This is a genomic window from Faecalicatena contorta, assembly GCF_021531995.1.
Classification (GTDB): Bacteria; Bacillota; Clostridia; order Lachnospirales; family Lachnospiraceae; genus Dorea_A; species Dorea_A contorta_A.
Window position 1 is genome coordinate 24,512 of record NZ_JAFBIZ010000018.1, and the last position, 12,514, is coordinate 37,025.

The following is a 12,514-nucleotide window of genomic DNA, read 5'->3' on the forward strand; positions in this document are numbered from 1 at the left end:
AAAAACAATAATATGAGTGGAAAGGAAGGTATGATTATGGACGGTAATTCGGATCGAAGTCGTTATATGACAATCGGATATAGAAACACCATAAGGTACCTTCCGGGATATCTGTAACAGAGAAAAATAATTCTGTTATTCTGTATCCAGAAAGGTTTCATTTTGCGTGCTGCTATATCCGAAGAGGATCTGGCAGTTTTTTTATGTATCAGGTGAAAGCTTTTACAAAAAGGAGGAAAATGAAATGGCAAAGAATATGTTATTGGAATTTCTGGAACAGAAAAAGTATAAAGAATTGAAAGAGATGATGTCTGCATATAATCCGGTTGATCTGGCAGAATTGCTGATAGAACTGGATAATAAGGATCTTGCGATGGTATTCCGGATGATAGATAAGGATGATGCGGCAAGGGTATTCTCCTATATGGATGATGACCAGCAGCAGATGCTTTTGAACAGCTTTAACAGCGGAGAGATCAGATATATCCTGGATTCTCTGTCTTCCGATGATGCGGCAGATATTCTGGAGGATATGCCTGCCAATGTTGTAAACCGGCTTCTGAATCAGGTGAGTGAAGATACAAGGGCTGATATTAACCGCCTTTTGAAATACCCGGAGGACAGTGCGGGAAGCATTATGACGGTTGAGTATATTGATCTCTCTCCGGATATGACCGTGAAGCAGGCGCTGGATAAGATACGCAGAGTCGGGATTCACAGTGAGACAGTGTATACCTGTTATGTAGTAGACAAACGAAAACTTGTGGGAATTGTTACGGCAGAAGCGTTGATGACAAATGAAAAAGATGTTCAGATCAAAGAATTGATGCGTGAAAATTATATTTATATCCGGACGAGTGATGATCAGGAGGATGCCGCGAAGCTGTTCCGTAAATATGGTCTGATTGCCATTCCGGTTCTGGATGATGAAGGATATATCGTTGGAATTGTAACATTTGATGATGCAATTGGAGTCCTGACGGATGAGACAACAGAGGATATTCATAAGATGGCTGCGATATCATCCAGTGAGGATGCGTATCTGAAGACTTCAGTATTTCAACATGCAAAGAACAGGATTCCGTGGCTTCTGGTTTTGATGTTTACTTCTGCGGTTACAGGAATCATTATCAGCCGCTATGAGAATGCATTTGCGGCAATCCCGCTTCTGGTGTCCTTTATGCCGATGTTGATGGATACCGGCGGAAACTGCGGAGCACAGAGCTCAACGTTGGTTATTCGCGGCCTTGCAGTGGATGAACTCCGGTTTAAGGATCTGCCTGCGATTGTGTGGAAAGAATTCCGTGTATCCCTGATTGTGGGACTGGTGCTTGCGGCGGCAAACGGACTTCGGATCTTTTTGATGTACTGGGATGCAAAGATGGCGGTTGTCATTGCCTTATCGCTGATCGGAACGGTTATGATTGCAAAGATGGTGGGATGTATGCTGCCGATTCTGGCGAAACAGATGCATTTTGACCCGGCAATTATGGCATCACCGCTGATTACAACGATCGTCGATACCTGTTCGATCATGATCTATTTCCGGATTGCAACGTTTGCGTTTCATCTGTGATTCATAGCTTTTAGAAAAAAGAGTTCAATGATAAAATAAAGAAAAACAGGAGGAAACGATCATGAGAAGAAAAGACAGAGAAGTAACGGATCAGAAAGAGATACAGCATATATTTGATACATGTAAAGTCTGCAGGCTTGGATTGCAGGACGAGGATGGCGTGTATATTGTGCCTGTGAATTATGGTTATTGTATGGAAAATGAAACATATATCCTTTATTTTCATGGTGCAAAGGAAGGGAAAAAGATAGATCTGATACAGAAAAATCCGCGTGCAGGAATAGAACTGGACTGTGGACATGAGCTGGTTGCGGGAGCTACTGCCTGTCAGTACAGTTATTATTATGGCAGTATTATTGGGAAAGGGAAAGCGGAGATAGTCGAAGATCCGCAGGAAAAATCAAGAGCTCTGGCTGTAATTATGAAGCATCAGACCGGGCGTGAATTTGATGAATTTGAGAAAAATCCGAAGCTGGAAAAAACAGTAGCAATTATAAAAGTGACGCTTGAAGAATGCAGTTGTAAAAAGCATGCATAAAATCTATAGGAAAAGAGAATGTTTATAGTCAATTAATGCTTTAAATCAGCAAAGTGTTATGGTATACTGTTAAAAGACGGGCCTGGATGGATCCGGGCCTATTTACATGGACTTTTTGGGGAAGCATTTCCCCTTAATTATGAAGGAGGAAATCACATGATTTGGGCAAAGGAAGAGACTCTGCCGAGAGCTGAGATTGAGAAGATTCAGTTGGAAAAATTGAAAAAGACGGTGCATTATATCTATGATAGAGTGGAACCATACCGTAAGAAGATGGATGAGGCAGGCGTAAAGCCGGACGATATTCAAAGTCTGGACGATCTGCGCAGACTGCCGTTTACATACAAAAAAGACTTCAAAGACAATTATCCGATGGGGATGTTTGCAGTAGACAAAAAAGAACTGGTACGTTTTCATGCAAGTTCCGGAACAACCGGAAAGCCGACGGTGGTAGGCTATACCAGAAATGATCTGGACATGTGGCTGAATAATGTGGCACGTATTGCCTGTATGGGTGGTGCTACGGAAGAGGATGTGGCACAGATCGCGTTTGGATACGGAACGTTTACGGGAGCACTGGGATTGCATGGAGGCCTGGAGAAGATCGGTGCATCTGTAATTCCGATGTCATCCGGCAATACAAAAAAGCAGATTATGTTCATGCAGGATATCGGAACCACACTGCTCGTTGCAACACCATCTTATGCATTGCATCTGGGAGAAGAGATCCGTGCAAGAGGAATGGATCCTGCGAAAGATCTGAAGGTTCATATCGGTCTGTTCGGCGGAGAAGGTATGACCGAGCCGATGCGTGATGAGATGCACAAGGTATGGGGAGACCAGTTCTTATGTACACAGAACTACGGAATGAGTGAGCTGTGTGGACCGGGTGTATCCGGGGAATGTGAACAGTTATGTGGAATGCATATCAATGAAGACTGGTTCATACCTGAGATCATCGATCCGGAGACAGAAGAAGTCCTCCCGCCGGGAGAACTTGGGGAACTTGTAATTACCTGTCTCGGAAAAGAAGCACTTCCGCTGGTACGCTACAGAACCGGCGATCTGACAAGATTGTTTTACGAACCGTGTAAGTGTGGAAGAACAACGGTGCGTATGGAAAATCTGTCTGGACGTGCAGATGATATGTTGGTTATCCGCGGCGTCAATGTATTCCCGACACAGATCGAAGAGGTACTGCTTCAGATTCCGGAGATCGGACCGCATTATGAGATTCTGGTAGAGAGAAAGAATCGTCTGGATGTTATGACGATCACAGTTGAACTGGTAGATGACAGACTGCTCGACAGTTATTCCAAACTGAGTGATCTGGAACAGAAGATCAAGAAGGGACTGAAAGCGCAGCTTGGTCTTGCAACACAGATCAAACTGGTTGCTCCTTATTCACTTCAGAGATTTGAAGGAAAAGCAAAAAGAGTTACAGATTTACGAAAGGATGGATTATAAGATGTCAGAAAAAGTTATTATGCTCGGTAATGAAGCAATTGCCCGCGGAGCTTATGAAGCAGGTGTAAAAGTATCTGCAGCGTATCCGGGAACACCGAGTACGGAGATTAGTGAAAATCTTGTGAAATATAAAGATGATCTTTATTGTGAATGGTCCCCGAATGAGAAGGTGGCGACAGAAGTAGCGATTGGAGCATCCGTTGCGGGAGTACGTGCAATGTCCTGCATGAAGCATGTGGGATTTAATGTTGCAGCTGACCCTGCATATACGGTTTCTTATATGGGAGTCAACGGAGGACTTGTGATCGTGGTTGCAGATGATCCGGGACTTTACAGCTCTCAGAATGAACAGGATACCCGAATGGTGGCAAGAGCAGCACAGCTCCCGGTACTGGAGCCTTCTGACAGTTCAGAGGCAAAGGAATTCATGAAGCTTGCATTTGATTTAAGCGAACAGTTCGATCGCCCGTTTGTATTCCGCACAACGACCAGGCTGGCACATTCACAGGGAGTTGTGGAACTGAATGAGCGAAAAGAGATTGAAGATAAACCATATGTGAAAGATATTCGCAAGACAGTTATGATGCCGGGAAACGCAAAGCTTCGTCATGTTGAGATCGAAAAACGGAATCTGGAGCTTGCAGAGGCTGCGAATACACTTCCGGTCAACCGTGTGGAGATGAACGATACGAAGATTGGTGTGATCACCAGTGGTATCCCGTATCAGTATGTAAAGGAAGCAATGCCGGAAGCTTCTGTATTGAAGCTTGGTATGGTAAATCCGTTGCCTAGAAAGCTGATTGAAGATTTTGCGTCTAAGGTTGAAACGGTATATATCGTAGAAGAGCTGGATCCTGTGATTGAAGAACAGGTAAAATCCTGGGGAATCAAAGCTGTCGGAAAAGAGATATTCACAGTTCAGGGAGAATACAGTGCCAATATGATCCGCACGGCGATTCTGGGGCAGAAACTTGATATTGCCGCACCTGCGCAGGCACCGGGAAGACCGCCGATCCTCTGTCCGGGATGTCCGCACAGAAGTGTATATTATGTGTTGAACAAGTTAAAACTGAACGCAGCAGGAGACATCGGATGTTATACACTGGGAGCGGTTGCACCACTGAGTGTTGTGGATACTACGATCTGTATGGGAGCGAGTATTTCCAGTCTGCATGGAATGGAAAAAGCAAAAGGAAAAGATTATATCAAGAACTGGGTAGCTGTGATCGGTGATTCTACATTTCTGCATACCGGCGTGAATTCTCTGATGAACATGATGTACAACCAGGCAACAGGAACTGTGTTGATTCTTGATAATTCGACAACCGGAATGACGGGACATCAGGATCATGCAGCTACAGGAAAGACTCTGCAGGGTGATCCGACTTATGCAATTGATATTCCGAAGCTCTGTCGTGCGATTGGAGTAAAGAATGTTATTGAAGTGAATGCATTTGATATTCAGACACTTGAAAAGGTTGTAAAAGAAGAAGTTGCCAGAGATGAGGTTTCTGTCATCATTACGAAAACACCTTGTGTATTGTTAAGTAAGGCGAAGAAACCGCTGTATATCACACATCCGGATAAATGTAAAAAATGTGGCATGTGTATGAAACCGGGATGTCCGGCTATGACAAAGAAACCGGATGGAACGATCTGCATTGATGATACCATGTGTACGGGTTGTGGACTCTGTGCAAGTTTATGTAAGTTTGATGCGATCGAATTAGTAAAGGAAGGTGACAGATAATGGCAACAAAGAATATAATGATTGTTGGAGTCGGCGGTCAGGGAACGTTGCTTACCAGCAGAATCCTGGGCGGGCTTGCCATTGCCGGCGGTTATGATGTAAAGCTTTCCGAAGTACATGGTATGGCACAGCGTGGAGGAAGTGTTGTTACATTCGTTCGTTACGGAGAAAATGTGGCAGAGCCGATCGTTGAAGAAGGACAGGCAGATGTGATCATTGCTTTTGAGAGACTGGAAGCACTTCGATATGCACATTTTCTGAAAAGAGACGGAGTACTGATTATCAATGACTGGAGAATCGATCCGATGCCGGTTGTGATCGGTGCCGCGGAATATCCGGAAAATATTATAGAGACTCTGGAAAAGGATCATAAAGTATATACGGTAAATGCAACCGAAGAATCCAAAAAGCTTGGCAATCCAAGAGTGTTCAATCTGATCGTGCTTGGAATTGCGGCGCAGCATATGGATTTTTCAAAGGAACAATGGTATGACGTGATTGAAAGAACGGTACCGCCGAAGACGATCGAGATCAACAAAAAGGCATTTGATGTAGGATACCAATTATAATATAAGGAGGATGAAGAAGTGATCAGGCAATTATCAGTATTTGTGGAAAACAAACCGGGAAGTCTTATGGATGTTACTTCCAGGCTTACGGAAGCACATGTGAACATTCGTGCAGTTGCAACTTTTGATACTCCGGAATTTGGAATTCTCCGACTGGTAGTCGATAAACCGGACGAGGCTAAAAATTATCTGACGGAACGCGGATTTGTTGTAAGAATCCATGAGGTAATGGGAGTAGAACTGGAAGATAGAAAGGGCAATCTGAATCAGATGCTGGCAATTCTGGCAGATGGCAAAATTAATGTCAATTATATCTATTCATTTGTTATTCGTGAAGAAAAGGCACCGGTTATGGTATTTTGTACCGATGATTATGAGAAAGCTGCAACAATCCTGAGCGACGCGGGTGTCAAGATTGTTGAAGAAAAAGATCTGTAAGGATTGATCTCCGAAGGGAATCGGAGAAAGAATAAAACGAAGGATAGGAGTAAAGAGATGGCAAGAGTAACACTGGAAAACTGGAAAGAAAGAATCAGAGACCCCAAAATTGAGTGTATGAGCAGAGACGAGATGCGTGCACTTCAGAGCGAAAGACTTGTGAAACAGGTAAAGAACGTGTATGATCATGTCGCATTTTATCGCAACAAGATGGATGCGATGGGAATTGAGCCTGGAGATATCAAGGGAATTGAAGACATCAATAAGCTTCCGTTTACAACAAAGGAAGACTTAAGAGACAATTATCCATTTGGCCTTCTGGCAGTTCCGCAGGAAAAGATTGCAAGAGTACAGGGGACATCTGGAACGACCGGAAAACTGACACTTGCATCTTACACACAGAAAGACGTTGATGTGTGGGGAGAATGTGTGGCAAGAGGTCTCGCTATGGCCGGCCTTACTTCTGCTGACCGCATTCATGTCTGCTATGGATATGGTCTGTTTACAGGAGGCATGGGACTGGATCTGGGAGCAAGAGAACTTGGAGCTATGGCAATTCCAATGTCTGCCGGAAACACGAAGAGACAGTTGATGTGTATGGAAGACTTCGGAGCAACAGCAATTGCATGTACACCTTCTTATGCACTGTATCTGGCAGAAGCAGCGAATGAGGCAGGTATTGTAGATCGTCTGCAGCTGAAGGCAGGTATCCACGGTGCAGAACCATGGACAGTAGAGATGCGTAAGAAGATTGAAGAACTTCTGAATATCAACTGTTTCGATATCTACGGACTGTGTGAGATTACAGGGCCGGGTGTTGCTCTGGAATGTATCCACCACAGTGGAATGCATGTTTATGAAGATTATTTCTATCCGGAAGTACTGAATCCAGCTGATCAGAGTGCATGTGCAGACGGAGAGACCGGAGAACTGGTATTTACTACCCTTGCAAAAGAAGGTATGCCTTTACTCAGATACAGAACAAAGGATCTGACCAGTATTGATCATTCTGTCTGTGAATGTGGAAGAACACTTCCGAGAATTCAGAAATTCAAAGGCCGGACAGATGATATGAAGGTTATCCGCGGCGTGAATGTATTCCCGACACAGGTTGAGACTGCATTGCTGTCCATGGGTGGCGGCGTGGCACCACACTATATGATGATCGTGGACAGAGAAAATAATCTGGACGTTCTTACAGTTATGGTAGAAGTAGATGAAAAATACTTCTCTGATGAGATCCGTAAGCTGGATGAATTGAAGAATAAGGTTGCAGCTGTTCTGAAACAGGCACTTGGCGTATCCGTAAAAGTTAAACTGGTAGAGCCAAAGACCATTCAGAGAAGTGAAGGAAAAGCGAAACGTGTCATAGATAATCGTGGTTTGTAAGAGGGAGGAAATAGTATGGGTATGAGTAATACAGTTCAGCAGTTATCAGTTTTTCTGGAAAACAGAGAAGGACGCCTGGAGGAAGTTCTGGATGTTCTGGCAAGAAATGATGTGAATATCGTTGCACTGAGCCTTGCAGACACTTCCGATTATGGGATGCTTCGTATGATCGTGTCTGATCCGCATAAAGGACGTGCAGCGTTAAAGGAAGATGGAATTACTGCAATGCTTACAGATGTAGTGGCACTGCGTGTTCCACATGCGACAGGATCGCTCAGCAAGGCAATGCATCAGATCGTGGAAGGTGAAGTGAACATAGAATATATGTATGCATTTGCTAACGGAAATGATGCGGCAGCAGTTCTTAAGAGTGATGATCCGGCGAGAGTGATCGACATCCTGAAAGGAAGCGGCTTTGATGTATATACTGCAGACGAAGCTTACAGCGCAAATCAATAACATGTAATAAGTAATAAGCGATAGAAAGGGACTGTTGTAAAATATATTTTTACACAGTCCCTTTAAATACAGGATTGATTTCCTGGACAGAATGTGCTATGATAGCAACAACTCGATATTACGCTCTGTAATATCAATTATCTTTTTGCAGTTTCTGCAGAAATTACCAGATTATGAAAAAAATATTGAGGAAAAAAACATGGATAGTAAACGAATGTCGGTGTTCGTTGTTGTATGTTTTTTTATCTGTATCGGAATTATGGATTATCCATTTATTTCACGTCTTTATAATGAGCAGATTCAGGGAACGGTTGTTGCCGCTTACGAAACTGCAGCCGAAAGACTGCAGGATGACAGAAAGGCAAAAGAGCTTCAAAAGGCAGAAAAATATAACGAATGGCTGTATGAAGAAAGTTCCGGATTTGAAGATGCTTTCTGGAAATCCCGGCAAATATCAGATATGTACAGGACTATTTTGAATATAGGAAAAGAGTCTGAGATGGCAGTTCTTGAAATTCCGAAGATTCAGATTCGCCTTCCGGTATATCACGGAACAGAGGAGGAAGTGCTTCAGAAGGGGGCTGGACATCTGGAAGGATCATCAGTTCCAGCAGGGGGAAAGAATACACATACCTGTATTCTGGCACACAGAGGACTTCCGCAAAAGGAATTGTTTTCGAAGCTTGACAGAATGGAGACAGGTGACTTTTTTTACCTGCATGTGCTGGGAGATACTCTGGCTTATGAAGTATATCAGACAGAAGTTGTACTGCCGGAAGATACAGATGGATTGGACATTCTGTCCGGAGAAGACATTGCAACGCTGATCACCTGTACACCTTATGGAATTAATACGCATAGATTATATGTTCACGGAAGGAGAGTCGCGATACCACAGGAGAAAGAAAAATGGAACCTGAAAAATATTGTCGAACAGTTGAAAAAACAGGCATGGATCGTACTGACAGTACTGATACTGGTCTGGATGTTGATCCTGCTGTATTGGCTGAATAAAAGGCCGGGAAGAAAAAGAAGGAGGAAATGTATGAAGAAAAAAAAGAAATGGAAAAAGCCGGTTCTGAATGTTCTGGTTTGTGCTGGATGTATAGGACTATCCTGTATGACAGCAGAAGCTTCGGAGGGGAGTATTCGAATTGAATTTCGGAATTTGGAGTATGCAGATTCCTGCAGAGCAGATCTTAAGGTACTGCTTTATCGGATTGGAAGAACCGGGGCAGATGGACTTCCTGTTTTTGAACCTGAATCGCTGACAGTAAATGATCCTGGGGACAGAGAAGAAGTTGCAGATACAGCAAAAAAAGCTATCAGTCAGACAGAACGTTTACAAAAAAGTGAAGTGACAACAGATTCACAAGGTGTAGCAGTGTTCGAAGATCTGCAGGAGGGAATCTATCTGGTGATGGTTCCGAACGAGAATTCATATGGAATCGTAGATCCATTTCTGGTTACGATCCCTTATTATGAAGAAACTGACGAAGGAATAAAAGGACCTCTGTATGAGGTAATTGCTGCACCAAAAGCAGTACCGAATGAAAAAGAGCAGGATGTAAAGACAGCAGACGCATCAGAGACAGGCGTGTATCTGGGAATCAGTGCTTTTGCCCTGTTTACGGCAGCTATAGTAAGGCATAGACGCAGCTCAGAGACAGAAGAAACATAGACGGGAAGATGAAATATCTCATAGTAGAGATTTCATAAATAAATATTTATATCAAGAAAGGAAGATTTTTATGAAAAAAACAATCAAAAAAGCAACAAAATTAACAGCATTTGTACTGACAGGAGCAATATGCCTGGGGAGTATACTGTGGATGCCTCATATGACGACAAAAGCAGCGATTGAAAGACAGGATAATATGCTGATCACGGGAAGAACAACGGGATCTCTCACAATAAAAAAGCATGGGCCTTCTGCAGACATTCCTCTCGCCGGAGCGGGGTTTTCCGTATACAGAGTAATGGAGCTGACACCGGCAGAACAGCCGGGAGATTATGCGGCCTATGAAAAAGCAGCTGCATTTGCAGATGTTTTGAGCGGAGTGACAGCAGATGATCTCGGTAATTATTCTTCTGTAGAGATTGAAAGTCTTGCTTTGGAATTAAAAGCAGCTGCAATCAGTGCAGATGTACAGCCGGAAGCAAGTGGTGTAACAGGAGAAGATGGCAGCTGTCTATTCTCAGATCTTCCGTTGGGATATTATCTTGTAATGGAGACTTCAGCACCGGAGGGGTATGTTGCGGGAAGTCCGTTCCTGATTGCAATTCCGTCGACGAACAATTATGTGCGAACAGACATGCAGGGACGTGAATGGGTCTATGATGTAGAGGCAGAACCTAAAAACGCACAGGTCGGAATTGAAAAGAGTCTTGCTGAAGAAGAAGATGGAACAGCAGGCTTTGGAGATTATGTACAATATGTGGTGAGAACAGCGGTTCCGGACTATCCGGATGAATACTTTAACAATGAAGTTACATTTACGATCCGTGATATTATGAGTGATGGTCTGGATATCCAGAAGTCAAAAGAGCATCCGGTTACGGTAGAAGTGGGAGGAGTACAGATACAGGAAGGAATCAGTACTTACTCTGTTACGGCTTCTCCAAAAACAGGAGAGGAAGCGGACCTTATCATTTCCTTTTCCAAAGAGTTTATCAGAGCACATCGTGCGGAAGCAGTTACTGTAAATTATGATGCAAAAGTAACAGCAAAAGCAGTCATGGGGAAAGCAGGTAATAATAACAGTGTTTTTCTGGACTATAATCATAAATCGGGAGAATCAACAACAGCTGAAGGAACAAATGTTACAGTATATTCCTTCGGAATTCATGTTGTAAAGTTTACAGATGATGAGGAAACAAAAGCTCTTTCCGGTGCAGTCTTTCAGCTGACACACGATCCGGAAGGATTGTCTCTCGTGGAAAGTGGAACATCGGATGAGGAAGGAAATATTTCATTTGATACACTTGATGCAGGTACATATTATCTGACAGAGGTATTTTCTCCGGAAGGATATACATTACTTGCCAATCCGATCAAGGTAGAACTGATCGCAGATGAGACGGGCGGAAAAGTAAATGGAGAATTAAGCGTTAAGATAGACGGAAAAAATCTAACAGCCAAAACAGGGAATTATGTAAGTAAGCTGGATGCGGATGCAGGAATTGTTACAGTTGCAGTAGAAAACCATAAGGGATTCAGCCTGCCTTCAACTGGTGGAATGGGAGTGGTTATCTTCCTGATGATTGGTCTTGCCGGAGTCGGAGTTATCTCAGTGGCTGTTTGCGGAAAGCGAAAAAAACAGTAGGATGAATCAGATGTTAGAGACTCTCTTTTATGGAATTATGGTGTACTTTGTCAAAAGTATGCGGTATAATAATTTCATTAGTGTGTAATGCCAGAAGGAAGAGAGGGAGATTACAGGATGGACACAGAAAAAAAAGCAGCTTTGGATAAACTTAGGAAAGTAAAGGAATTATATGTATTAATGTCTGACTGTACAAGGATGCCATATGTATCCTGCGATTCAGAGACATATGATGATGAAGTGTTTTTGTATTATACGGAAGAGGATGCAAAAAAAGAGGCAAAAAAACTGATCAGCGAGAAGAATCCGGTTCGTATATTAAAGGTTGAGAATCGTTTTTTCCTGCCATTTTATACCAGTCTGTTTCCAATGGGAGTGAATTGCCTGAAGGTTGGAAAAGGGACAAAAAGTCAGATTGCAATCCAGCTGTCTGAACTTGTCCGCAGACCTGAACCTTCTGAAAAAGTTCTGAAAGAAAACTTTGTTGAGAATCCGGAACTGTTATTGACTGCTATCTATCTCATGCAGCAAGTCAGAGGAAAAGGAATGAATGTTCCGAATCCGGAGATCAGAGAACTGGAAGAAGAGATGATGGCACATTATCGGGAAGGAAAGTTTCTGGTAGCAATGAATCCGGAAAAAAAAATGCCGGTTCTGAAAAAAGATGATGGACAGGTATTGCAGCCTGTATTTACAGACATGCAGGAATTTATGAAGTTCCAGAATGTGAATAAAAAAGAAAAGTATACGGCGGGAATGGTAGAGGCAGTAAACGTGCCGAAGCTGCTGTCTAAAGAAACAACAGCGATTGTCCTGAATCCTTTTGGAATTAATATGCAGCTGAATGTGACCAGAAAAGCATAGAATAAATAAAAAGGGGGCGTTGCAAAATAGATGAGTAATCATCTATGGAGCATCGCTCTCTTTTTGTGTCTGAAAACAGAAAACGGACTCCGAAGAGTCCGTCAATCATGGTATAATAAGTTATGACGAGTAACTTAA

General features: G+C 43.0%; 11 protein-coding genes. All 11 read left to right on the forward strand.

What is annotated here, in order from left to right:
* Positions 1 to 244 precede the first annotated feature (244 nt).
* The 11 genes from mgtE to JQM82_RS04125 all read left to right on the forward strand — a co-directional run bounded on the left by mgtE (position 245) and on the right by JQM82_RS04125 (position 12,376).
* Entirely contained in the window at positions 245 to 1,576 is a 1,332-nt protein-coding gene (gene mgtE, locus JQM82_RS04075; protein ID WP_235248758.1) for a magnesium transporter, read from the forward strand.
* Between the two features lie 61 nt (positions 1,577 to 1,637).
* On the forward strand, positions 1,638 to 2,114 hold the full coding sequence (locus JQM82_RS04080; RefSeq protein WP_235248759.1) for a pyridoxamine 5'-phosphate oxidase family protein: 477 nt from the start codon (positions 1,638 to 1,640) through the stop codon (positions 2,112 to 2,114).
* A gap of 156 nt (positions 2,115 to 2,270) precedes the next feature.
* Positions 2,271 to 3,581, forward strand: a complete 1,311-nt coding sequence (locus tag JQM82_RS04085; protein ID WP_235248760.1) for a phenylacetate--CoA ligase family protein — start codon at positions 2,271 to 2,273, stop codon at positions 3,579 to 3,581.
* A gap of 1 nt (position 3,582) precedes the next feature.
* A complete protein-coding gene (iorA, locus tag JQM82_RS04090) occupies positions 3,583 to 5,331 on the forward strand; it encodes an indolepyruvate ferredoxin oxidoreductase subunit alpha (RefSeq protein WP_235248762.1) in 1,749 nt (582 codons plus the stop codon).
* Positions 5,331 to 5,900: an indolepyruvate oxidoreductase subunit beta gene (locus JQM82_RS04095; protein ID WP_235248763.1), complete on the forward strand. Its 570-nt coding sequence runs from the start codon at positions 5,331 to 5,333 to the stop codon at positions 5,898 to 5,900. Before iorA ends, JQM82_RS04095 begins: the two co-directional genes overlap by 1 nt.
* Before the next feature lie 18 nt (positions 5,901 to 5,918).
* Complete coding sequence (locus tag JQM82_RS04100; protein ID WP_235248764.1) at positions 5,919 to 6,338, forward strand: ACT domain-containing protein; 420 nt, start codon at positions 5,919 to 5,921, stop codon at positions 6,336 to 6,338.
* A gap of 57 nt (positions 6,339 to 6,395) precedes the next feature.
* A complete protein-coding gene (locus JQM82_RS04105; protein WP_235248765.1) occupies positions 6,396 to 7,727 on the forward strand; it encodes a phenylacetate--CoA ligase family protein in 1,332 nt (443 codons plus the stop codon).
* A gap of 15 nt (positions 7,728 to 7,742) precedes the next feature.
* The gene (locus JQM82_RS04110) at positions 7,743 to 8,186 is read left to right on the forward strand and encodes an amino acid-binding protein (protein WP_235248766.1); all 444 of its coding nucleotides are present in this window, start codon (positions 7,743 to 7,745) and stop codon (positions 8,184 to 8,186) included.
* A gap of 199 nt (positions 8,187 to 8,385) precedes the next feature.
* Positions 8,386 to 9,867: a class C sortase gene (locus tag JQM82_RS16185; protein ID WP_328284198.1), complete on the forward strand. Its 1,482-nt coding sequence runs from the start codon at positions 8,386 to 8,388 to the stop codon at positions 9,865 to 9,867.
* A gap of 70 nt (positions 9,868 to 9,937) precedes the next feature.
* Positions 9,938 to 11,512: a SpaH/EbpB family LPXTG-anchored major pilin gene (locus tag JQM82_RS04120; protein WP_235248767.1), complete on the forward strand. Its 1,575-nt coding sequence runs from the start codon at positions 9,938 to 9,940 to the stop codon at positions 11,510 to 11,512.
* A gap of 117 nt (positions 11,513 to 11,629) precedes the next feature.
* A complete protein-coding gene (locus JQM82_RS04125) occupies positions 11,630 to 12,376 on the forward strand; it encodes an SseB family protein (protein ID WP_235248768.1) in 747 nt (248 codons plus the stop codon).
* Positions 12,377 to 12,514: the final 138 nt, after the last annotated feature.

Coding starts and splice junctions, on each gene's coding strand:
- mgtE (WP_235248758.1), top strand. CDS start 245: ATGGCAAAGAATATGTTATTGGAATTTCTGGAACAGAAAAAGTATAAA.
- JQM82_RS04080 (WP_235248759.1), top strand. CDS start 1,638: ATGAGAAGAAAAGACAGAGAAGTAACGGATCAGAAAGAGATACAGCAT.
- JQM82_RS04085 (WP_235248760.1), top strand. CDS start 2,271: ATGATTTGGGCAAAGGAAGAGACTCTGCCGAGAGCTGAGATTGAGAAG.
- iorA (WP_235248762.1), top strand. CDS start 3,583: ATGTCAGAAAAAGTTATTATGCTCGGTAATGAAGCAATTGCCCGCGGA.
- JQM82_RS04095 (WP_235248763.1), top strand. CDS start 5,331: ATGGCAACAAAGAATATAATGATTGTTGGAGTCGGCGGTCAGGGAACG.
- JQM82_RS04105 (WP_235248765.1), top strand. CDS start 6,396: ATGGCAAGAGTAACACTGGAAAACTGGAAAGAAAGAATCAGAGACCCC.
- JQM82_RS04110 (WP_235248766.1), top strand. CDS start 7,743: ATGGGTATGAGTAATACAGTTCAGCAGTTATCAGTTTTTCTGGAAAAC.
- JQM82_RS16185 (WP_328284198.1), top strand. CDS start 8,386: ATGGATAGTAAACGAATGTCGGTGTTCGTTGTTGTATGTTTTTTTATC.
- JQM82_RS04120 (WP_235248767.1), top strand. CDS start 9,938: ATGAAAAAAACAATCAAAAAAGCAACAAAATTAACAGCATTTGTACTG.
- JQM82_RS04125 (WP_235248768.1), top strand. CDS start 11,630: ATGGACACAGAAAAAAAAGCAGCTTTGGATAAACTTAGGAAAGTAAAG.